Source organism: Actinomadura hibisca NBRC 15177 (assembly GCF_001552635.1).
Classification (GTDB): Bacteria; Actinomycetota; Actinomycetes; order Streptosporangiales; family Streptosporangiaceae; genus Spirillospora; species Spirillospora hibisca.
Map to the genome: position 1 here is coordinate 24,029 of NZ_BCRO01000010.1, position 21,950 is coordinate 45,978.

Annotated in this window: 21 protein-coding genes and 1 CRISPR repeat array; of the genes, 11 read left to right on the forward strand and 10 right to left on the reverse strand. The window is 71.9% G+C overall.

The genetic code is table 11. From position 1 onward, the window contains the following. Positions 1–598 precede the first annotated feature (598 nt). From AH6_RS03530 to AH6_RS03565, 8 genes are all read right to left on the reverse strand, one after another. Positions 599–1,081 carry a hypothetical protein gene (locus AH6_RS03530; RefSeq protein WP_218005694.1) on the reverse strand — a complete coding sequence of 161 codons (483 nt, stop codon included), beginning with the start codon at positions 1,079–1,081 and terminating at the stop codon, positions 599–601. 8 nt (positions 1,082–1,089) lie between these two features. Next, positions 1,090–1,452: a response regulator gene (locus AH6_RS03535; RefSeq protein WP_067473368.1), complete on the reverse strand. Its 363-nt coding sequence runs from the start codon at positions 1,450–1,452 to the stop codon at positions 1,090–1,092. Positions 1,453–1,467: 15 nt separating this feature from the next. After that, entirely contained in the window at positions 1,468–1,935 is a 468-nt protein-coding gene (locus AH6_RS03540; protein WP_067473369.1) for a chemotaxis protein CheX, read from the reverse strand. Continuing rightward, positions 1,932–2,309 carry a response regulator gene (locus tag AH6_RS03545; protein WP_067473372.1) on the reverse strand — a complete coding sequence of 126 codons (378 nt, stop codon included), beginning with the start codon at positions 2,307–2,309 and terminating at the stop codon, positions 1,932–1,934. The genes AH6_RS03540 and AH6_RS03545 overlap by 4 nt, the downstream gene beginning before the upstream one ends. A gap of 15 nt (positions 2,310–2,324) precedes the next feature. After that, entirely contained in the window at positions 2,325–3,170 is an 846-nt protein-coding gene (locus AH6_RS03550; protein ID WP_067473375.1) for a CheR family methyltransferase, read from the reverse strand. Between the two features lie 4 nt (positions 3,171–3,174). Next, entirely contained in the window at positions 3,175–4,239 is a 1,065-nt protein-coding gene (locus tag AH6_RS03555; protein WP_067473377.1) for a protein-glutamate methylesterase/protein-glutamine glutaminase, read from the reverse strand. 236 nt (positions 4,240–4,475) lie between these two features. After that, positions 4,476–4,934: a chemotaxis protein CheW gene (locus AH6_RS03560; RefSeq protein WP_067473380.1), complete on the reverse strand. Its 459-nt coding sequence runs from the start codon at positions 4,932–4,934 to the stop codon at positions 4,476–4,478. A 2-nt stretch (positions 4,935–4,936) separates the two neighbouring features. Beyond that, a complete protein-coding gene (locus AH6_RS03565; RefSeq protein WP_067473385.1) occupies positions 4,937–7,180 on the reverse strand; it encodes a chemotaxis protein CheW in 2,244 nt (747 codons plus the stop codon). 229 nt (positions 7,181–7,409) lie between these two features. On the opposite strand from AH6_RS03565, the gene AH6_RS03570 reads away from it, so the two are divergent. The 4 genes from AH6_RS03570 (at position 7,410) to AH6_RS03585 (ending at position 11,845) form a co-directional block, all read left to right on the forward strand. Beyond that, positions 7,410–9,011: a S8 family peptidase gene (locus AH6_RS03570; protein WP_245679159.1), complete on the forward strand. Its 1,602-nt coding sequence runs from the start codon at positions 7,410–7,412 to the stop codon at positions 9,009–9,011. Positions 9,012–9,177: 166 nt separating this feature from the next. Continuing rightward, positions 9,178–10,029, forward strand: coding sequence for a matrixin family metalloprotease (locus AH6_RS42000; RefSeq protein ID WP_083982189.1), 852 nt, complete (start codon positions 9,178–9,180; stop codon positions 10,027–10,029). A 51-nt stretch (positions 10,030–10,080) separates the two neighbouring features. Continuing rightward, on the forward strand, positions 10,081–10,908 hold the full coding sequence (locus tag AH6_RS03580; RefSeq protein WP_067473388.1) for a CHAP domain-containing protein: 828 nt from the start codon (positions 10,081–10,083) through the stop codon (positions 10,906–10,908). Positions 10,909–10,978: 70 nt separating this feature from the next. Further along, positions 10,979–11,845, forward strand: coding sequence for a hypothetical protein (locus tag AH6_RS03585; RefSeq protein ID WP_067473390.1), 867 nt, complete (start codon positions 10,979–10,981; stop codon positions 11,843–11,845). A 41-nt stretch (positions 11,846–11,886) separates the two neighbouring features. Here AH6_RS03585 and AH6_RS03590 read toward each other — a convergent pair whose 3' ends face one another. Both AH6_RS03590 and AH6_RS03595 read right to left on the reverse strand, forming a co-directional pair. Further along, entirely contained in the window at positions 11,887–13,098 is a 1,212-nt protein-coding gene (locus AH6_RS03590; protein ID WP_067473392.1) for a CpaE/TadZ family protein, read from the reverse strand. 34 nt (positions 13,099–13,132) lie between these two features. Next, on the reverse strand, positions 13,133–13,312 hold the full coding sequence (locus tag AH6_RS03595) for a Flp family type IVb pilin (RefSeq protein WP_067473394.1): 180 nt from the start codon (positions 13,310–13,312) through the stop codon (positions 13,133–13,135). 311 nt (positions 13,313–13,623) lie between these two features. On the opposite strand from AH6_RS03595, the gene AH6_RS03600 reads away from it, so the two are divergent. From AH6_RS03600 to AH6_RS03630, 7 genes are all read left to right on the forward strand, one after another. Further along, complete coding sequence (locus tag AH6_RS03600) at positions 13,624–13,803, forward strand: hypothetical protein (protein ID WP_067473399.1); 180 nt, start codon at positions 13,624–13,626, stop codon at positions 13,801–13,803. A gap of 129 nt (positions 13,804–13,932) precedes the next feature. Beyond that, positions 13,933–14,511, forward strand: a complete 579-nt coding sequence (locus AH6_RS03605) for a hypothetical protein (protein ID WP_245679160.1) — start codon at positions 13,933–13,935, stop codon at positions 14,509–14,511. Positions 14,512–14,648: 137 nt separating this feature from the next. After that, positions 14,649–15,305 carry a CHAP domain-containing protein gene (locus tag AH6_RS03610; protein ID WP_245679161.1) on the forward strand — a complete coding sequence of 219 codons (657 nt, stop codon included), beginning with the start codon at positions 14,649–14,651 and terminating at the stop codon, positions 15,303–15,305. Positions 15,306–15,397: 92 nt separating this feature from the next. Continuing rightward, positions 15,398–17,014: a methyl-accepting chemotaxis protein gene (locus tag AH6_RS03615; RefSeq protein WP_067473408.1), complete on the forward strand. Its 1,617-nt coding sequence runs from the start codon at positions 15,398–15,400 to the stop codon at positions 17,012–17,014. 229 nt (positions 17,015–17,243) lie between these two features. Further along, on the forward strand, positions 17,244–17,489 hold the full coding sequence (locus tag AH6_RS03620; RefSeq protein WP_067473412.1) for a hypothetical protein: 246 nt from the start codon (positions 17,244–17,246) through the stop codon (positions 17,487–17,489). A 112-nt stretch (positions 17,490–17,601) separates the two neighbouring features. Next, a CRISPR array of direct repeats spans positions 17,602–19,340; the repeat unit is 29 nt; unit sequence CGGACCACCTCCGCCTGCGCGGAGAGAAC. 423 nt (positions 19,341–19,763) lie between these two features. Continuing rightward, positions 19,764–20,486: a polyprenyl diphosphate synthase gene (gene uppS / locus AH6_RS03625; protein ID WP_067473418.1), complete on the forward strand. Its 723-nt coding sequence runs from the start codon at positions 19,764–19,766 to the stop codon at positions 20,484–20,486. Between the two features lies 1 nt (position 20,487). After that, the gene (locus AH6_RS03630; RefSeq protein ID WP_245679163.1) at positions 20,488–21,927 is read left to right on the forward strand and encodes an oxygenase MpaB family protein; all 1,440 of its coding nucleotides are present in this window, start codon (positions 20,488–20,490) and stop codon (positions 21,925–21,927) included. Positions 21,928–21,950 lie beyond the last annotated feature (23 nt).

Here is a 21,950-nt window from a genome sequence, read left to right on the forward strand (position 1 = left end):
GGCCCTTCGACCGACGCCCAGCGGTCACCGGGCAGGTAGGTGTGGCCGACGGTGACACGCCGCCCGAGCCAGGCTTCAAACCGGCCAATGCGCGCAACCCCGGCCCCATCGGACCCAAGAAACGCACCAAGCGGAGGCTGCCGACGAGCCCGCCCCTTCACCGCCGCACCAGCCCCGCGCCCCGCGACAGCTCCGCGCCCCGCGACGACTCCGCGCCCCGCGACGGTTTCGCGCCCCACGACGGCTCCGCGCCCCGCGACGGCCCCGCGCTCTGCGCTGGGCACGCGCCCCGCGACAGTCCGGCCCTCCGCCACGATCCCACGTTCCTCCGCCGGAACAGGCGCGGGCACCGCCACCAGGCTCGCGAGCGCGACCACCCCAGCCAGTCCCGTCCGGACGCACCGGCGGATCGTGCTCCTGTCTCCCATTCGCCGCCGCCCCCAAAAGGTACGAGAAAGAGTTACCGAGCGTGATCGTGCCCGTTCGTCCGGTTACGAACCGTCACAGTCCCTTCACCCCGCTCCGACACCTCGGCCGGAAACGCGTGAAGGCGCCGCCCATAAGGGGCGACGCCTTCAGCGCGGGGGGTGGGGGAGGATCAGCCGGCGAGCGACAACCAGAAGCGGCCGCTGCCGTAGCCGCCGATCTCGATCGCCAGGTCGAGCCGGGCGCCGAGGGCCAGCAGGCGGCTGACGGCGTCCGGCGGGGCCTGCTCGCCGGGCAGGTGCACCTGGTACAGCTTCATGTGCGGCGCGCCCGGCTGGTTGTTGAGCAGGCCCGCCAGGATGTTGCAGACCTCGCTCACGTTCTCGCCGATCATCGGGGACAGCTCGCCGTCCTCGACCGCCGCCTCGGCCCCGCCCTTGGGGATGAGGCCGATGGCGGCGCCGGCGCAGGCGGCCAGCGGCAGGTCCATGCCCAGCACCGCCGTGAGCTGCTTGGAGCCGTCCACGTACAGGGCGACCAGCGCCCGGTTGAGGTCGGCGGCGACCGCCGGGTCGGCGATGCCGACGGTGACGGGCCGGCCCAGCAGGTCGTCGAGCAGGTCCTTGATGTCCTTGGGGTTGGGAAGGGTCGACATGGCCGCCATCACCCCAGCATCGGGCCGAGCACGTCGGAGAAGGTGTCGGCGGTGAACGGCTTGGTGATGAGGAACAGCGCGCCCGCGCTCTCCGCCATCTGCCGCATCTCGTCGGTGCCCTCGGAGGTGACGAACCCGAACGGCACGTCGTGGCCGCCCGCGCGCAGCGCGCGCAGCGCCTCGATGCCGGTCATCTCGGGCATGTTCCAGTCCGACAGCACCAGGTCGGGCCGCTCCTCGACGACCTTGTCGAAGGCCTGCCGCCCGTCGGCGGCCTCGACCAGGTCGTGCCCGCCGAAGCCGGCCTGGCGCAGGGTCCGGGTGACGATCTGCCGCATGACCCGGCTGTCGTCGGCGATGAGGATCTTCATCGGTAAGGCTCCTTTCTAGGTTTCGGTGGTCTTGCTGGCCCAGACGCCGACGGCGACGGGCTCGGCGCCCCAGACGCCCTGGAGGCGGCAGACCTCCACGGCGGCGGGCCACCTGCCGGACGCGGCGGCCTCGCCGGTCACCACGTGCGGCAGTGACAGCAGGCATCCGTCGGGCAGCAGGCTCTTGACGTTGCCGCCGATCACGTTGACGAGCTCGCCGACCGCGTCGGCGACGTCGTCGGCGGTGACCTCGTCGGCCGGGACGCCCAGCAGCGCGGAGGCCGCGCGCAGGGACGCCTCGCGCGAGCAGGTGAACACCACGTGGCCGTCCCAGGCCCCGGTCACCGACACCGACGCGGCGACGCCGGCGGCGGGGGCCTCGACGGGCAGCGGGAGCAGCGGGTCGGTCCCCTCGGGGTCCAGGTAGGACAACCACACCTGCTCGGTGATCGCCTGGAGGTCGTCGACGGTAGGGGCGATCATGACGTGCTCCCGCTGGGGACCAGGCCCATCAGGGCCAGCTTCTCGATGATGGCGTCGGGGGTGAACGGCTTGATGACGTACTCGTGCGCCCCGGCGGCCAGCGCCCGGACGATCTGCCCGTGCTCGCTCTCGGTGGTCACCATCATCAGCGTCATCGGCCGGTACCGCTCCCGCGCCCGGACCTCGGTGACGAACTCCAGCCCGTTCATCTCCGGCATGTTCCAGTCGATGAGGGCCACCTGCGGCACCTGGTCCATCGCCTGGAGGACGTCGAGCGCCTCCCTGCCGTTGCCCGCCTCGTGGACCTCGAAGCCCAGCTGCGTGACGATACGGCGCAGGATCAGCCGCATCGCCCGCGAGTCGTCAATGATCATTGCGTGCACCGCAGGTCACCTCCTTCCCATGACGTTGACCGGCGCCGCGACGGAGGCGCGCGGCCGGTAGGCCGAGGCGCGTCCGGCGACGACGCGCTGGAAGCCGTCGTCGATTCCAATGGTGGTTTCGGCCGCTCCGAGGAACAGCCATCCGTCCGGCCGCAGCAGCCGGCGGACGCTCTGCAACACGGCCCGCTTGGTGGGCAGGTCGAAATAGATGAGCACGTTGCGCAGGAACACCACGTCGAACGCCGGCATCGGCGCCAGCGGCGCCGCCAGGTTCACGCGCTTGAAGGTGATCTTGCGGCGCAGCGCGTCGGAGACCTGCCACTCGGTGCCGGCCCGCTGGAAGTGCTTGACCAGCAGCGGCACCGGCAGCCCCCGGTTGACCTCCAGCTGGCTGAACCGGCCGGCCTTCGCCCGCTCGATCATCTCGGCGGAGATGTCGGTGGCGACGATCTCGTACTGCCGCCCGCCGGTCAGCGCGTCCTCCAGCAGCATGGCCAGGCCGTAGGGCTCCTGGCCGCTGGAGCAGGCCGCCGACCAGACCCGCAGCCGGTGCAGCGGCGGCCGGGCGGCCGCCAGCTCGGGCAGCACGACGTCGGTGAACGCCGAGAACGGTTCCCGGTCGCGCATCCACGAGGTCTCGTTGGTGGTCAGGGCGTCGACGATCTGCTCGGCGAGGAGGCGCTCGCGTTGCGCGCGCCCCACGAACTCGCCGACCGTCGCGATCCCGGCCCGGCGGGCGAGCGGCAGCAGCCGCGCCTCCACCAGGTACTCCTTGCCCGGTTCGAGGACGATCGCCGCCTCGCGCCGGACGAGCCCGCAGACGAAGGCGAACTCCTGGGTGGTCAGAGCCATCGCGTCATCCTCGATTCCTGGCCGCGCGGCCGCCCGCGACGCGGGTCAGCAGATGGTGGGGGATGTCGTCGAGGGGCAGCACCTCGTGCGCCAGGCCGTCGCCGACCACGGCGCCGGGCATGCCCCACACCACCGAGGTGGCCTCGTCCTGGGCGACGATCTCGGCGCCGCGCGCCCGCAGGTCGTGGCAGCCGCGGCGGCCGTCCTGCCCCATGCCGGTCAGCACGGCGGCGAGCACCGAGCCGGCCGGGTAGGCGGCGGCGACCGACCGGAACAGCACGTCCACGGCGGGGCGGCAGAAGTTCTCCGGCGGCCCCTGCTGGAGCCGGGTGACGACGTCGGTGCCGCGCCGCACCAGCTCCAGGTGGTAGTCGCCGGGCGCGATGTGGACGGTGCCCGCGCGCAGCGGGACGCCGCTCTGGGTCTCGACCACCTGCAGCGCGGCGGTGCGGTCCAGCCGCTCGGCGAACATGCGGGTGAACACGCGCGGCATGTGCTGCACCACCACGACCGGCACCGGGAACGACGCCGGCAGCGCCTTGACGACGCTGGTCAGCGCCTCGGGGCCGCCGGTGGAGCAGCCGATCGCCACGATCTGCGGCGTGCCCGCGCCGTCCGGCGGCGGCCCCACCGGGCGGCGGGCGGCGGCGGGGCGGGCCGACGGCCGCCGGCCGCACAACGCGTGGATGCGCGGGATGATCTGCTCGCGGACGCTGCGGACCGACTCGGTGACGCTGCCCACGTTGGCGGGCTTGGTCACGTAGTCGCTCGCGCCGGCGGCGAGCGCCTCCAGCGTCGCCGAGGCGCCCGCGGCGGTCAGCGTGCTGAACATGATCACCGGCAGCCGGGGGTGGGTGCGGCGCAGCTCGCGCAGGGTGGCGAGCCCGTCCAGCACCGGCATCTCGATGTCGAGGGTCACCACGTCGGGCCGGAGCGACTCGATCTTGGCGAGCGCGACGCGGCCGTTCGGCGCGGTGCCGACCACCTGGAGGGCGGGATCGGAACCCAGCGCGTCGACGATCAGGCGGCGCACGACGACCGAGTCGTCGACCACGAGAACTGAGACCACGCGACGGCCTTCCTGTACATGGGGCGGACGGGCCTTGGGGGCGCCGTCCTTCTGTCGCGCTCCTTATCGTCAGCGCGACGGGGAGCGTGAGGTTTCGACGGTTGCAACTGGGGTTCGTTCCGCCGCGCCGCCGGCCGGCGGCACGGGGAAAGGGCGGGCACGCCGACCGGTGAGCCGCCGGCCGGCGTGCCCGCCCTGGGGGGCGGGGGAGAGGAGGAGGGCCAGGGGCCGCGCGGTCAGACCGCGTCGGCCAGCCGGCTCTCCTCGGGCTTGGTGATCTCGATGGCGCGGCGCGCGTCCAGCGCCAGCATCAGCCGGTTCTCCAGCTTGAAGGTGCCGATGATCAGGTTGCGGTAGGCGCTGCCCATGGTGTCGGGCGGCGGCTCGAAGGCGTCGTCGCCCAGCTCGATGACCTCGCCGATGCGGTCCACGAGCAGGCTGACCCACTCCTCGTCCACCGACACGATCACGTTCATGGCCGACTCCCCGAGGTCGCGGCCGGGCAGGCCGAGCTGGACCCGCAGGTCCACCGCGGCGATGACCTGGCCCCGCAGGTTGAACAGCCCGCCGATCGAGGTCGGCGCGAGCGGCACCCGCGTGTACTCGGAGAAGCGCAGGACCTCCTGCACCTGGGAGACGTCCACCCCGAACAGCTGGTCGGCGACCTCGAAGGTGGCGTACTGGCGGCTCGGCATGGTCAGGCTCCCACCATCGTGTCGGGCATCTCGGTGTAGAAGTTGGGATCGGCGGCCATGATGGCGCGCCGCACGTCCAGCAGCTCGGTGACCCGCTGCTGGATCACCGTGGAACCGGTGAGCCCGTCGTCGTCCAGGTCGCTGCGGGTGTCGATGCGGTCCTCGACGATGTCCACGATGTCCTGCACGATCAGCGCGACGCTGCGGCCGCGCTCGGTGTAGACCACCGCGGGCACGGTCTCGCCCTCGGGCTCCACGTCGTAGGTGCCGAGCAGGGCCGACAGCCGGACCACCGGCAGGATCTGGCTCCGGTACTGCACCACCTCGCGGTGGCCGACGCGCTCGATGCGGTCGACCGCGAACTCCTCCAGGCGGGTGACCATGCCCAGCGGGATCGCCACGCGGCGCTCCCCGATCCCGGTGATCAGCAGCCGCTCGATGCGGCCGAGCTCCTGCTCGGCGCCGCCCATCTCCAGCTCGGCGCGCTCGACGGCCTCGGCGGCCAGGTGCGAGCGGCGGGCGAGCGACGGGGTGTCCAGGATCAGCGCGACCTTGCCGTCGCCGAGGATGGTGGCGCCCGCGTAGGCGCCGACGTCCTTCAGCCGCCCGGTGAGCGGCTTCACCACGATCTCCTCGGTGTTGAGGACGCGGTCCACGACCAGGCCGAAGCGGCGGCCGTCGGCCTGCAGCACCACGATGTAGACGTCGCGGTCGCTGCTGCCGGCGGGCAGCCCGAGCGTCTCGTCCAGCCGCACCAGCGGCAGCAGCTTGCCGCGCAGCCGGTAGACCGGCGCGCCGGACACGTGCTCGATCTCCTGGCCGGACTGGCTGTCCACGAAGACCAGCTCGTCCACCCCGACCTGCGGGATGGCGTAGCACTCCTCGCCGCACGCGACGGTGAGGGCCTGGATGATCGCCAGGGTCAGCGGGATGGTGAGCCGCCAGGTCGTGCCGGCGCCGACGGTGGACTCCACGTCCACCGCGCCGCCGATCTGCTCGATGTTGGTCTTGACCACGTCCATGCCGACGCCGCGGCCCGACACGTTGGTCACGGCCTTGGCGGTGGAGAAGCCGGGCTGGAACACCAGCGAGATGATCTCCCGGTTGTCCATCCGGGCCAGCTGCTCGCGGGTGGCCACGCCGCGGTCCAGCGCGGTGCGCGCCACGCGGTCGGGGTCGATGCCGCCGCCGTCGTCGGCGATCTCCACGATGACGTGGCCGCCCTCGTGGTAGGCGCGCAGCGTGAGGGTGCCCTCGGGGTTCTTGCCCCCGGCGGCGCGCTCCTCGGGCGACTCGACGCCGTGGTCCACGGCGTTGCGGACCAGGTGGGTCAGCGGGTCCTTGACCGCCTCCAGCAGGCTGCGGTCGAGCTCGGTCTCCTTGCCCTCCATCACCAGCCGCACCCGCTTGCCGCAGGTGCTGCTGAGGTCGCGCACGACGCGCGGCAGCTTGGACCAGATGTGCTCGATGGGCTGCATGCGCGTCTTCATGACGCTCTCCTGCAGCTCGGTCGTGATCAGGTTGAGCCGCTGGGTGGTGCGGGTCAGCGTCGGGTCGGCGACCACGCCGACGCCGCGCATGATCTGGTTGCGGGTGAGCACCAGCTCGCCGACCAGGCGCATCAGGGCGTCCAGCAGGTCGACGTCCACGCGGATGGAGCTGTCGGCGACGCTGCGCCGGGCCCCGTGCTGGCCCGCCGGCTCCTCGGCGGCGGGGGCGGCCGGGGGAGCGGGCGCGGCGGGCGCCTCGGCCACCGGGGCGGCCGGAGCCTCCTCGGGCGCGGCCTCCACCTCAGGCTCCGCGACGGACGCGGGCTCCGCCTCCGCGGCGGGCGCGGCGGGAGCCGGGGCCGGGGCCGCCGGGTCCTCGATGCAGGCGGTGACCATCGCGATGACGGGCTCGACGTCGACCTCGCCCTCGCCGCCGGTCTCCTCGATGGCGCTGAGCAGGACGCGCACGACGTCCACCATGCGCAGCAGCGCGTCGGCGCTGCTCGGGTTCATCTGCTGCACGCCGTCGCGCAACCGCGACAACAACGACTCGCCCGCGTGGGTCAGCGTCTCCAGCCGGTGGAACGCCAGGAAGCCGCTCGTGCCCTTGATGGTGTGAATGGTGCGGAAGATGCTCGACAACATCTCCCGCGAACCGGGGTCCTGCTCCAGTGCCACCAGGTCCCGGTCCAGCTGGTCCAGGTTCTCGTGGCTCTCGACCAGGAACTCCTGGATGATCTCACCCAGTTCCTCCACGGCTTCCTCCCTCTTAGGCTGCGCCGACCTGTCCTTCGGCCGGGCGGGGGGCCACCTGAGGAAGCCCGCCGGATTCGTTGCGCGCCCTTTCCCCTCAGCCGTGCCGCCGCGCCGTCGATACGCAGACATAAGCCCCATCAGCCCGCGGCATCCCGACGGCGACGCCGCCCCGCGCGGCAGGACGCCGCGCCGGGGGGCCGAGCCCCGGGCTCCCAAGGAAGGACAGCAGATGAGCCGAACCGGCAAGCGGTCCCGGCGGCCCGCGCGCGCCGCCATGACCGCAGGCGTGCTCGCCGCCGCCCTCGCCGCGACGGGCGCGGCCGTGGCGGTCCCGGCGTCCGCCGACACCGGCCCGGTCCGCAAGCCCGCGGGCCAGCTGATCAAGGACCGGTACAACGTCGTGTTCAAGGACGCGGCCGTGCCCAAGTCCGCCGTGGGCCGCGACGCCTCCCGCGCGGTCGCGCGGCACGGCGGCCGGGTCTCCCGCACCTTCGCCGCGGGCGTCAAGGGCTTCACCGTGAGCGCCACCGAGGCGCAGGCCCGCCGCCTGGCCGCCGACTCCGCCGTCGCCTACGTCGAGCAGGACGCCCGGCTCCGCGCCACCGACACCCAGAACGGGCCCGGCTGGGGCCTGGACCGCCTGGACCAGCGCGGACGCACCCTGGACGGCGCCTACAGCTACCCGTCGGCCGCGCTGGGCGTGGACGTCTACGTGATCGACACCGGCATCCGCGCCACCCACGCCGACTTCGGCGGCCGCGTCGCCGCCGGGGTGGACACCGTCGGCGACGGCCAGGGCACCGCCGACTGCAACGGCCACGGCACCCACGTGGCCGGCACCATCGGCGGGGCCGCCTCGGGCGTCGCCAAGGGCGTCACCCTGCACCCGGTGCGGGTGCTCGGCTGCGACGGCTCGGGCAGCTACTCCGCCGTGATCGCCGGGGTGGACTGGGTGACCCAGCACGTCACCGGGCCGTCGGTGGCCAACATGAGCCTCGGCGGCGGCACCAGCTCCGCCCTGGACGACGCGGTGCGGCGCTCGGTCGCCGCGGGCGTCACCTACGCCGTCGCGGCGGGCAACGACGGCATCGACGCCTCCCGCACCTCGCCCGCGCGCGTGGCCGAGGCGATCACCGTCGGGGCGACCGGCCGCGACGACGCCCGCGCCTCGTTCTCCAACTTCGGCAGCGCCGTGGACGTGTTCGCGCCCGGCGTCGGCATCACCTCGGCGTGGAACAGCGGCGACTCCGCCACCCGCGCGCTGAGCGGCACCTCCATGGCCGCCCCGCACGTCGCCGGGCTCGCCGCGCTGTACCTGGCCGACAACCTCGGCGCCACCCCGCAGCAGGTGAGCGCCGCGCTGACGGGGAACGCCACCCCCGACATCGTCGCCAACCCCGGCTCCGGCTCGCCGAACCGCCTCGCCTACAGCGGCACCGAACCCGCCCCCGAGCAGCCCCCGGTGCCCGCCCCCCTGCCGGGCGCCTACTTCGGCAACGGGACCGACGTCCCGCTGGCGCGCAAGTGGAGCGGCTCGACCAGCAGCGTCACGGTCACCGGCCGCGCCGGTGACACCCGGAAGAGCGTCAAGGTGGAGGTGAAGGTCAAGCGGGCCACCCGCGCCGACCTGATGGTCCAGCTCGTCCTGCCCGACCGCCGCACCGTCACGCTCCGCACGCCGCGGCTGCGCGAGCGCGGGGCCGACCTGGTGGCGAGCTACACCGTCCCGGTCACCGGCCGCACGCTGGACGGGAAGTGGACCCTGCGGGTGCGCACCCTGTTCCCGCTGCGCAAGAACGGCCACCTCGACAGCTGGGGCGTCCGCTTCTGACCTCGCCGGTAGCAGAACGGGAGCCCGGAGGGTGCTAAACCCTCCGGGCTCCCTTTTTGCCTAAGCATGAACTCCCTTATGGCGATCTTTCAGGGCGACAACGCGAGCGCCGCCGCCACTTCGGCGCGCGAGCCCGCACCACCTGTCGCCAAGGGAAGTCACCGCAATGCGCACCCCTGCTCTGAAGAACCCCTGCTGGACGGCGGCGGGCTGGGCCGTCGTCGCCGTCGCGGCGCTGGCGGCCCCCGCCGCGGCCACCGCCGGCCTGCCGATGTCCGCCGCCGACCTGGCGGCGCCCGCCGCCCCCGTCGCCACCCGCATCATCTCCTTCGTCGACGGGGTGGGCCCGATCGTCGACGGCCCCGGAAAGCCCGGTGACGAGGGCCAGTCCGGCGGCGGCGACCTGTCCGCGACCGCGGCCCGCCGCCAGTGCACCGACGGCGCCTACTCGCGCACGGGCTGGCGCGTCTCCGGCACCCTGAAGTGGTACTACAACGGCGCCGGCGCGCCGTCGTCGGTCTCCCGCACCGCCGCCAAGACCACCTCGACGGCGGTGAGCCGCCTGGTCAAGGGCTACAACGACTGCGGCCTGAAGCGCTCGTTCAAGGTGGGCCAGAAGTACGCGGGCACCTCCCGCCGCGCCCCCGCCGTGACCGCCACCTCCTGCGGCAAGCAGGACGGCTACAGCGTCGTCGGCTGGAAGAAGCTGCCGTCGTCGGTGCTCGCGGTGACCTGCGCCTGGTCGACGGCCGGCGACCACCGGGTGGTGTCCACCGACATCGCGATCAACACCCGCTACAAGTGGTTCACCACCAAGCCCGGCCGTTGCTCCAACACCTTCGACCTGGAGTCGGTCCTCAGCCACGAGTGGGGCCACGCCTTCGGCCTCGGCCACGTGTCGTTGTCCAGCCACGGCACGCAGACCATGGCGACCGCCGTGGGCGCGTGCACGACCGCCAAGCGCACGCTCGGCCTCGGCGACTACCGCGGGATGCAGCGGATCTACGGCCTGCGCTGACGCCCGCCTCGGCGAGATCCCCCCACCTCCCTCCAGGAAAGGAACCCACCCTTGCCCCGGTACGCCCCTGCCCTCCCCGTCTCCGGTCTCGCCTGCCGCGGCCTGCTGGTCGGCACCGGTCTCGCCCTCGCGACCGGCGTCGCCGTGGCGACGGCAGGGGCGGCCGGGGCGACCCCGGTCCCGGGGGGATCCGACACTGCGCCCTCGGACTGGTTGCAGGACCGGATGACGCAGCTGGACCAGCAGGTGAAGACGCTCCCCGCGCCGCCCCCGGCCGCCGCGCCGCCGGTGGCGCAGGACACGACCGAGCCGATCACCGCACCTGACGCAACCGTCACGTCCGGCACAACTGTCACACCCGACACGACCGCCGCAACCGGCCTGACCGCCCCGACCGCCCCGACCGTGGCGGCCGCCGCCGGTGGAACGGCGGCCCAACGCATGATCGCGACGGCGAAGAGCCAGCTCGGCCAAGGCGAAGCCGCCGACGGCACCTCCTCCTACGGCCGCTGGTACGACGGCTACACCCGTCAGAAGGGGTTCGCCGGAGCGGCCTGGTGCGACATGTTCCTGGGCTGGGCCTCGGCGACCATCGGCCAGACCGCCGCCACCGGCGTCTTCGCCTACACGCCGTCCCACGCCTCCTGGTTCGCGAAGAAGGGCCGCTTCGACCGCACCCCGCGTCCCGGCGACTTCGTCTTCTACGACTGGGGCGGCTCCCGCAGCATCAACGCCATCGACCACATCGGCCTGGTCACCGCCGTCAACCCCGACGGATCGATCACGACGGTCGAGGGTAACGTGAGCAACAAGGTCGTCACCCGCAAGCGCACCCTGGGCAACGTGGTCGGCTTCGGCCACCCCGCGTACACCGGCTGAACTCAACACCCGCCCACGCCACCCCCCGGCACCGCACCCTGAACAGCCCGGCCGGCGGAAGGAGCGAGCGATGGGACGACCCCGGCACATAGCCAGACCACCACGCCACATCGTCCTGCTCACCCTGCTGGCCCTGGCCGTGCTCGGCGGAACCCTGACGGCCATCGCCCTCAGACCCGACGCCCCCGCCCCCCGCGCGATGTGGCTCTGGCAACGAACAGCCGCCCCCGCCAAAGTCGTCACCTGGGCAACAGACCAAAACGTCAACGAGATCTACGCCCACATCTCAACGACACCCGCCCCCACCGAACTAGCCCGCCTACGCGAACTCAAGCAACGCTGCGACAACGCCGGAATCCGCCTCTCCGCCCTGGGCGGCGAGCCCGACTGGGCCTTCGACCACACCACAGCCCTGCACTGGCAGCGCACGGCCCTGAGCACCGGCCTGTTCGCCGCGACCCACATCGACGTGGAGCCCTACGCGCTGCCCGCGTGGAACACCGACCGCCCCCGCACCGTGGCCGCGTTCACGTCCTTGCTCGCCGCGATGGCGAACGCCGACCAGCGCCCGCTACAGGTGGACGTCCCGTTCTGGTACGGGACCATCCCCGCGAACAACACCACCCTCGCCGACGCCGTCCTCACCCACGCCGACGCCGTGACGGTGATGAGCTACCGCGACACCGCCACCGGCCCCGACTCACTACTAGCAGTCGGCACCGACATGCTGACCCGCGCCGACCGAGCAGGCCGCCCCGTGCACCTGGGCGCGGAAACAACCCCGCTCCCCACCTGCTCGGCATGCACGTTCCACGAGCAGGGCGCCCACACCATGGCGACCACGCTGTCCGAAGTCGACGCCGCCGCAGCGGACCACCCCTCCTACGCGGGAATCGCCGTCCACGACTACAACTCGTGGACGACGCTCCACCCGTAAAAGACCAGATGAAGCCCGCTAAACCGGGGAGCGGAGGCCGCCTATTCGTGCGCGGACCGCCGCGCCCATCCCCGCCAGCGCGACACACGTGACGGCGCAGGCGGCTGCGCGACCCCCAGAGCGCTGGCGGCCAGGTCCGCGATGGCGCGGCTCACCGGATGCCCCGGCTTGTCGACGGCGATGGGCACGCCGCGGTTCAGCGACGCCGGCACGTCCGCGCTCGACGGCACATGCGGCCCGACCGGTGCGCCCAGAACCCGTTCGACGTCCCGGATCGTCAGCCCCACCGGCGAGTTCGCGCGGTTCAGCACGACGATCCGCTGCTCGGCCGGATGCCCCAGCAGGTCCAGCGTCTCCAGCGCGACGCGCGTGTTGTTCAGCGTCAGCACGTCAGGGGCCGTGACGACCAGGCAGCGGTCGGTGGCATCCAGGGCGGCCAGCAGCGGGTCGCAGAAGTGGGCCGGGGTGTCCACCACGACGTGGTCGAACGTGCGGCGGGCCAGGGCGAGCACCTCGCCGACCAGCTCCCCGTCCACCCGATCACCCTCAGCGGGCCGCCCGGGGGCCGTCAGCGCCCGCAGGCCGGGCCAGACCGGCGTGAGCAGGGAGGCCAGCCCTGCCTCGTCAAGGCCACCGGCCAGGCCGACGGCGTCGCCGAGGCCGCGCTCGGGCGCGAGGCGCAGCGCGGCGGCCACGTCCCCGGCCTGCACGTCCAGGTCGACCAGCAGGACGCCGCGCCGGGCGGTCCGGGCGAGCGTCACCGCGAGATTGGTGGCAAGCGCGGTCTTGCCGCAACCGCCCTTGGTGCCGAGCACGGTGACGATACGGCCGTCGTCGCCCCCATCAACGACACCAACGCCGACCCCAGCGGCCGGAACGGAGGCCGGGACGAGCCGCAGCGACAGTTGCAGGGCACGGGCGCACGCCTCGTGCAGCGCCACCGGGTCGCGGGGGTCGGCGACCTCGCGGACACCCGAGCGCAGCGCCGCGCGCAGCAGGTCGGCGTCGGCCTCGGGGGAGAGCAGCACCACGCCGGTCCAGGGCCGGGCCAGCCGCTGGTCGGCGGCGAACGCCAGCGCGTCGGCGGGCGGCGTCCCGGGGCCGGCGACCACCAGCGCCTCGGCGGGGTCGGCGTCGAGCAGGGCGGCGAGCTCGGCCGGGGCCGCCGCGGTCCGCAGATCGCCGGGCAGCCCGGCGAGCAGCGCGACGAGCCGCTCGGCGGCGGCGGGCTGCGGCTCGTAGATGATCGTCACGGCGGGTCCCTCCCGGACGGCGGACAGGGGGCGGTCAGCCGAGCCTGCCCAGCAGGTCGCCGAACCGGGCGCCCAGGCCCCGGGCCAGCAGCAGCACGGTGCCGACGCTGATCACGGTGATCAGCAGCATCATGAGCCCGAACTCGACGGCGGTGGCCCCCCGCTCCTGGGAATCGGCGAGCAGGGTCTGCAATTTGGTGATCAGGCGAAGCATGTGGCCCGTCCTCCATGACGATGATCCAGCGGATCGCCCCTGTTCCGTCAGGGACGTGCCCGGCGCCGCGCGACTCCTCCGAGGCACGCCGCCGGGTGATCTGCCCATCGGCAGGCCGGGGCCGTTCCGGAGGGAAAGCGGGCGGCCCGCACCCGGGCCGCTCCCAGCGGGGTCGGCGCGACACCCTTCCTGCAACCGACGGACACCCGGATGCTCCACCCCCGCCCGATGTCATAGGGGTGTCGAACGAAACGGGCAGTGCGCTCAACCGGCGCCGGACGTCGGCCGGGACACTGCGGAGGTATCGCACGATGGACCAGATCAGCATCCTCACCGGCTTCGCGCCCGCCGTGGCGCTGGTGCTCGACCGGGCGCTCAACGGCCACCTGACGCCCTTCCTGAGCACGGCCGCGCAGAACGCCGCCGGCACCGCCAAGGCCCACCTGAGCGCCCTGAGGACCGACCGGACCGCGGACCGCGACCACACCTGATCGACCCGCCGGTGAAGCCCGCCCGGCCGCACGGCACTGAGTGATCACTCAGAAACGCCCCTTTTCTTGCCCTTTGCCGCAGCGCAGCACCTTTGCGCGCGCTCAATCTCTCGAAAAGCGAGTATCTCTGTGAAGCAGCTCCTGTCGAAGCAGTACGTGCCCGCCCTCGCCACCGCCACCGGTGGCATCGCCCTCGCCGGGGCCCTCGCCATCGGCGTCTCCGCCGCCCAGAACGACGACGCGCCCCAGCGGTACGAGGCCGCGGCGGTCCACAAGGATCTCCCCGGCAAGTCCGCCGCCAAGAAGCGACGACCCGAGAAGGCGCTCCTGACCGGCAAGACCACCGCCTCCTTCTTCTGGGACGACGGTTCCGGGATCAACGGCGACACCGGCGCCCCCGCCGGTGGCAAGCCGATGCAGAAGGGCCTGTTCGCCTCCCCGAGCTGGCCGCTGCACACCAAGGTGAAGGTCTCCTACAACGGCCGCAGCGTGACCGGCTTCGTGGGCGACCGAGGCCCCGGCGAGCCCTCCCACCGCGGCGTGATGCTCGACCTGGACACCTACACCTTCCGCTACCTGCTGGACGGCAAGAAGCCCGCCAGCAAGTACAACGCCGGCAGTGACGAGGGCCACCTCAAGGGCGTCAAGTACGAGGTCGTCAAGTGGGGCTCGGGCGCCGGCACCAAGGGCGCGCCGAAGCCGCTGTAAGCACCCCCGCCCCTTCGCCCCGCCCCCCGCTGCCCCCTCGCCCCGCTCGCCCCCCAGTCCCCTCTGCCGACGCCGAGACCGGCGTCTCCCGCCGCCCCTTCGCGTTCCGGGCGGACCGGCACGACATGGAGGCTCACATGCCTGGCAAGTACCGCAAGCAGCCCCTGCTCACCCTGGCCCTGCGCGTCCCCGGCCCCGTCCTCGCCGGCGTCGCCACCGTCGCCTCCCTCGGCGCCGTGGCTCACCCCGCCGCCGCCCAGACCGGCCCGGAGACCCGCGTCCAGACCGCCCCCGAGGCCACCCGCAAGCCCACCGCGCAGGACGCCGTCAAGCTGGCGGTCGCGCAGACCGGCACCAAGGAGGACGCGCGCGGCAAGACCAGGTTCCAGTCCTGGTACATGACCACCGCGCGGGCCCAGCAGACCGTCAAGCGCGACGGCGGCTCGATCAAGGCCTACGCCGACGCCCAGTGGTGCGACATGTTCGTCTCCTGGGTCGGAGCCGGCATCGGCCTGGGCGACCAGGTCGGCGCGGACGCCTACACCGTCGAGCACGCCCGCTGGTTCAAGAAGCAGGGGCGCTTCGGCCGCACGCCGAAGCCGGGCGCGGTCGTGTTCTTCGACTGGCGGGGCGGCAGGTCCATCGACGGCATCGTGCACGTCGGCATGGTGATCAAGCGCAACGCCGACGGCACCGTCAGCACCGTCGAGGGCAACACCGGCAACGCCGTCCGCCTCAAGACCCGCCGCGCCGACCAGATCGTCGGCTACGGCTACCCGGGCTACGCCCGCTGATCCGGCACCGTCGGGACGCTCAGGTCCGCCCCCCGGCTGTCGAAGGTGGGGAGCCGCCGTACCGGCGCAGCTCTCGGATGGGGAAACGTGTCATGTCTTTGCTGAGGAACCTAGGCGTCGGGAAGCGGCTCGGGCTGTCCTTCCTGACGGTGACCATGCTCATCGCCGTTGCCGTGGGCATCGGCAACTGGCAGATGGCCCGGCAGGAGACCATCTCCACCCGGATCGACGAGTTGCGGCAGGTCAAGGACGACATCCAGACCTTCGCCTACCACGTCGCCGACCTGACGGGCTGGCAGGGCCTGGTCGTCGCCGACGCGGGCGCGATCGGCGGCCGCGCCGCCACCGAGCCGGGCGCCTACAACCGCAAGGGCGAGCTGGAGAGCAAGAAGAACCTCTACGCCACCCTCGACGGCACCCACGCCCAGTACCTGACCGCCGCCGAACGCGCGCAGTTCGACAAGCTCCGCCCGGCCTGGGACGAGTTCTTCGTCTGGGACGACAAGATCATGGAGCTGCTGCGCAAGGACACCCGCCAGGCCCGGGCGGAGGCGCTGGAGAACATCAACGGCGGCCCGGCCGGCGAGGCGTGGTCCCAGGGCGTGAAGCTCAGCCAGTCGCTGGACAAGTCCATCAAGGCCCGCGCCGCGGCCCTCCAGGCGGAGGCCGAGGACGTCAAGTCCACCGGCGAGGACATCCTGCTCCTCACCCTGATCGTCGCGATCGCCCTCGCGATCACCCTCAGCGTCTTCGTGACCCGCTCGGTCGTCCGGCCGCTCGCCCAGGCCGTCGCCACCCTGCGCCGCGTCGCCGCCGGCGACCTGACCGCCCGCGCCGACCTGGACCGCAACGACGAGCTGGGCATGCTCGGCGCGGCCCTGGACGAGACGACCCGCTCGCTGCGCGACACGGTCTCCTCGGTGGTCTCGCACAGCACGACCCTCGCCGGGGCCTCGACCCGGATGCTGGACGTGGCCGAGCGGATCGCCGCCTCGGCCGAGGAGACCAGCGCCCAGGCCGCGATCGTGGCCGCCGCCGCAGGCGACGTGTCCCGCAACGTGGAGACCGTCGCCGCCGGCGGCGAGGAGATGGGCCTGTCCATCCGCGAGATCTCCCACAGCACCTCCGAGGCCGTCTCGGTGACCTCCGAGGCCGTCGTCGTGACCGAGTCGACCAGCGCCACGATGAGCCAGCTGGAGCAGTCCTCCGCCCAGATCAGCAACGTGGTCAAGCTGATCAACTCGATCGCCGAACAAACGAACCTGCTGGCCCTGAACGCGACCATCGAAGCGGCCCGCGCAGGCGACGCGGGCAAGGGCTTCGCCGTCGTCGCGGGCGAAGTAAAGGACCTGGCCCAGGAAACCGCCAAGGCGACCGAAGACATTTCCCGCCGAGTGGACACGATCCAGAACGACACCGCCGCAGCGATGGAGGCGATCGGCCGGATCAGCGCGATCACGGGCCGAATCAACGACTACCAGGCCACAATCGCCGCCGCCGTAGAAGAGCAGACCGCCACGACCGCCGAGATGAACCGAAACGTCACCGAAGCAGCCACGACGAGCAGCGACATCGCAGCGAACATCTCCGGCGTAGCAGAGGCAAGCGCGGCAACCACGACAGGCGCCGAACAGTCCCGCCAGGCAGCGGTCGAGTTGGCCGACATGAGCCGATCCCTACGCGACCTGGTAGACCGCTTCACAACGTGACAGCGACCCCCTGACAACCAAACACACCCCCAAACCGGTCGGCGAGCCCACCCCCCAGGGCTCGCCGACCGTCATGTGAAGCACCCCGCCCAAGCCACCGAACGAAGATCGCGAACACACGTGTTGATCATCCCTCGCCCGGGTACACGGGACATATGATCATGATCCCGGCGAGTCCGATCCTCGTCTCGCCGGGAGCAGCCGACCCCCCACCCCGAAGGGATGGCTCATGCCCACCAAGCTCGGCCGACTGGCCGCGACGTCGTTCGCGGCGGTCACCCTGGCGACGGCCGGAACGACGCTGGCGGCCCCCGCCGCCTCGGCGGCCCCGGCCTCCACCTGGATCAAGTACGGCGACTACTCGTCGGAGGCGAAGTGCAAGGCGAAGGGTGCGGAACTGCGGCGTAACGGCACCTACCTGTCGTACTTCTGCGAGTACACGGGCTTCTTCACCCTGATGGTCCTGACGAGGTAACAGCCCAAACACACGCGGCCCGGAGACGATCTCCGGGCCGCGTCGTCGTAGCCGGACCCATCACCCAGACCACCAGCACCGTGCACACCGCGACCACGACGTCCTTGCGCGCCAAACCACCTCCGCCTGCGCGGAGAGAACGTCGGTGTGCTGCGGGTACGCCGCATCCATCGCCGGACCACCTCTGCCTACGCGGAGAGAACCCGCGCCTGGGGTTCGGCACCAACGTCACCGACGGACCATCTCCGCCTGCGCGGAGAGAACCACCCGGGCCTCGGGCAGGGGAGTCTCGTTCTCGGATCACCTCCGCCTGCGCGGAGAGAACACCCGCGCCCACTGTTCGGCCGTGACCTCGGGCGGACCACCTCCGCCTGCGCGGAGAGAACCGAAGACAGCGACCCCGGCTTCTTCACCGAGATCGGACCACCTCCGCCTGCGCGGAGAGAACCTGAAGGTGACGCAGCGCGGCGCCGGCGCCAACGGACCACCTCCGCCTGCGCGGAGAGAACTCCGCAGGTGGAGGCCAGTGTGACGAAACCACCGGACCACCTCCGCCTGCGCGGAGAGAACGTAGAGGACGTCGCCGGTCGTGGTCCCTGCGGGCGGACCACCTCCGCCTGCGCGGAGAGAACACCTTGGGGTTGGAGTGGAACGAGTCGTCCACCGGACCACCTCCGCCTGCGCGGAGAGAACGCCGTCCCATGAGCGGATGCGATTGGCGATCGCGGACCACCTCCGCCTGCGCGGAGAGAACCCACGAGCGGCCGCGCGCGCTGGGGGGGCAACGGACCACCTCCGCCTGCGCGGAGAGAACGGAGCTGCAGCACATGCAGTCCCCGCATGTCTCGGACCACCTCCGCCTGCGCGGAGAGAACAGGGCCGGGAGTTCGCAGCTCCCGGCCCTCTGCGGACCACCTCCGCCTGCGCGGAGAGAACGGTCGGGTCAGGAGGCGGCTTCGATGGTGAGCCGGACCACCTCCGCCTGCGCGGAGAGAACGTGATGACCTGGCGAAACGGCTGGCTCTGGGGCGGACCACCTCCGCCTGCGCGGAGAGAACTGCTCGGTCAGCGGGACCCGCACGCCTAGGGCCGGACCACCTCCGCCTGCGCGGAGAGAACCCTGCCGCGTCACCTGCTGGCGCAACCGCCACCCGGACCACCTCCGCCTGCGCGGAGAGAACGACGTCGCGCGGGGCGGCCACGTCCCGGACGTCGGACCACCTCCGCCTGCGCGGAGAGAACCAGGCGCTCGCGGGCGGCGGCATCATCGGCGGCGGACCACCTCCGCCTGCGCGGAGAGAACGCGGCCGGGGGTGTGGGTGTGGCGGGGGGCCGGGACCACCTCCGCCTGCGCGGAGAGAACCGAGCGCCTGCCCTGATCTTGTCGCTGATGCTCGGACCACCTCCGCCTGCGCGGAGAGAACGGTGGCAAGCCGGATGGACACCGACCGATCTCCGGACCACCTCCGCCTGCGCGGAGAGAACGCGACGGCGGCCGCCATCACCTTGTCTACGGCCGGACCACCTCCGCCTGCGCGGAGAGAACGCGACCAAGGGCCTGGACCCGTCCGACGACGGCGGACCACCTCCGCCTGCGCGGAGAGAACGACAAGGCCCTGGTCGGCAGTACGACCGAGTACGGACCACCTCCGCCTGCGCGGAGAGAACCTGATTGCAGCGCTCGGGCGTCACCTGGTGGTCGGACCACCTCCGCCTGCGCGGAGAGAACTCCAGCGCCCGGGGCAGCGCGCGGGCCACGGCCGGACCACCTCCGCCTGCGCGGAGAGAACATGATGTCGCCGGGTCGCAGCTCCAGCGGGTGCGGACCACCTCCGCCTGCGCGGAGAGAACACTTCGCGACCTGGGCTTATATCGGGGCGTTACTGATTTGAGACCTTGGTATTAGGGTGACGGTCGGAGGTGACATGCGGGGAGGCTAGGGCATAGAGAGCGATTCTGTCAGTGGCCTCTGATGTGGTCGGTACGGTCGGAAGCCTCAGCCTCAGCCTCATCCCAGGAGTGCGGCGATGTCTGGGAGTGATCGCGAGCAGCGTTCCGTTAGGACAAAACGTCGGCGGGCTGTGCCGGCTCGATGTGGTGACCGGCCATCCGCACCACGGCATGATCGACTGTCGGCCATTCGCCGCGAGAAGAGCCGAAGTAGGCAACGGTCCTGCTTTTCATCCAGTCCTGATCGCGCCCCTTCCCGTTGAAGATTCGTTGAAGACCTCGCGTGGCTGATTGCACTGTGTAATCATCTGTGCGGGAGGGGTGATGGCTACAGGATTACCGCGGCATGTGGCTTGTGTGATGGACGGGAACGGGCGGTGGGCCGAGCAGAAGAGGATGCCGCGGACGGAGGGGCATCGGGTCGGTGAGGGCTCCGTCGTCGATGTGATCGAGACGTCCCATGCGTGCGGAGTGAAGTGGCTGACGCTGTACGCCTTCTCGACCGAGAACTGGACCCGGCCTGAGGAAGAGGTCGAGTTCCTTATGCGGCTGGTGCAGGGGGCGTTGCGCAGGCACGCGCCCTGGCTGCATCTGCGGGGGATCCGGTGCCGGTTCCTGGGCGGGGATGACGCGCGGATCCCGCCGTCGCTGGCCCGGGACATCGCTGACATCGTCGAGCTGACCGAGCACAACACCCGGATGACGCTGACCGTCGCCTTCGATCACGGCGGGCGCGACGCGATCGTGCGCGCGGCGCGGACGCTGGTGCGGGACGGGATCGCCGAGGACGCCGTCACCGAGGAGGCGCTGGCCTCCCGGTTTCAGTACCCGGACACCCCGGACGTCGACCTGGTGATCCGGACGTCGGGGGAGCAGCGCGTCTCGAACTTCATGCTGTGGCAGGTCGCCTATGCCGAATGGATGTTCCCGCAGATCCTGTGGCCCGACTTCAGGGCCGAGGGTTACCGGGCCTGCCTGGAGGAGTACCGGCGGCGCAATCGCCGCTACGGAGGACTCGATCGGATCGACGAGATGGAGATGATCTGACGTGACGGATACTCTCGACCACGAGCGACGGATCGAACTGGCGCGCCGGTTCGGCGCCGGATCCCTGCTGCGGAAGCTGAGCAGCGAGCTGCGCTGGGGACTGGCCGCCGTCCGGGCCACCGTCCTGGAAGCCGCGCATCCGCAGGTGGGCGGTGCCCTACTGGATCATTCGACGTTCGTCGTGCACCCGTGGCGGCGGCTGTTCAACACGATCACCAGCGTCGACCGGCTCGTCGACGAGGACGCCGCCGTCCAACTCCGCGAGGTCGACCGGCTCAACCGGCTGCACGCGCGCATCAGCGGTACCGACGAGCAGGGCCGTCCCTACAACGCGCTGGACTCCGACGCCCGTGCCTGGGTGATCGCCACCCTGTACGACTCGACGGTCGAGGTCTGCCGGCTCAGCGGCACGCCGCTCACCGCCAAGGAGGAGGAGCAGCTGTACGAGGAGTACAAGGCGCTGCTCACCCTCCTGCAGGGGCGCGACGACCTGCTGGCGCCGACGCTCCGGGAGTTCCGGACATACTTCGCCAGGATGGTCGAGACGCGCCTGGAGGACAACGAGGCGGTGCAGTCGATCATCAACGGGCTGTTCACGACGGTCCCCGCCCCTCCGCTGCTCAAGGGCCACCCCACGCTGTGGGCGATCACCCGCGCCATGGTCAGCCCGATCGCCTCAGCCGTCACGCTCGCCTCGCTCCCCGAGGCCTACCGGTCGAAGTTCGGCTACACCGCTCCGCCCGGCGCGGACGCCCTCATGCGGGGCGGCTACTTCGGCGTCGGCGTGATCACGATGCTGCTCCCGCCGTCGCTGGCACGCACCAACGTGGTCATCGACATCCTCGACCCGTCCCGCGAGTCCACCCTCGGCCCGATCAAGATGATGGGCGTCCTGATGCGGCAGGCGGCCAAGGCCCAGGACGTGCTGCGCCCGACCGTCCCCCGGCAGGCTACTCCCGAGACCAGGGGAGCCGCCGACCTGTTCAGCAAGGTTCTCGACCAGACCGGTGACGGCCGCCTGACCTGGCCCGACCTCGCCGCCATGGCCCGGGAAATCGCCACCCGGCTCGACCTCGACGAACCGGCCGAGACCCGCCTGTTCTCCGCCTTCTCTGCCTGGTGGAAGGAACTGCTCGCCGCCATGGACACCGATGGGGACGAGGTCGTCACCCGCGCGGAGTTCGCCGCAGGCGCCGGTGCCCTGTCCGGCCCCGCGCTGGCCCACGTCGCCGAGGTCCTGTTCGAGACCGCCGACACCGACGGCAGCGGCACGATCTCCCCCGAGGAGTACCGCCAGCTCTTCCGCTCCGGCTTCCACCGCGACGTCCAGACGACCACCACGGGCGACATCACGTCCGGCGCGTTCGTCGCCGAATTCCTCTCCTTCATGACTGGCCGCACCGGCTCCACGGCCTACGACAACCTCCTCACCAGCGCCTAGCCGCCAGGGAGCCTCCGATGTAG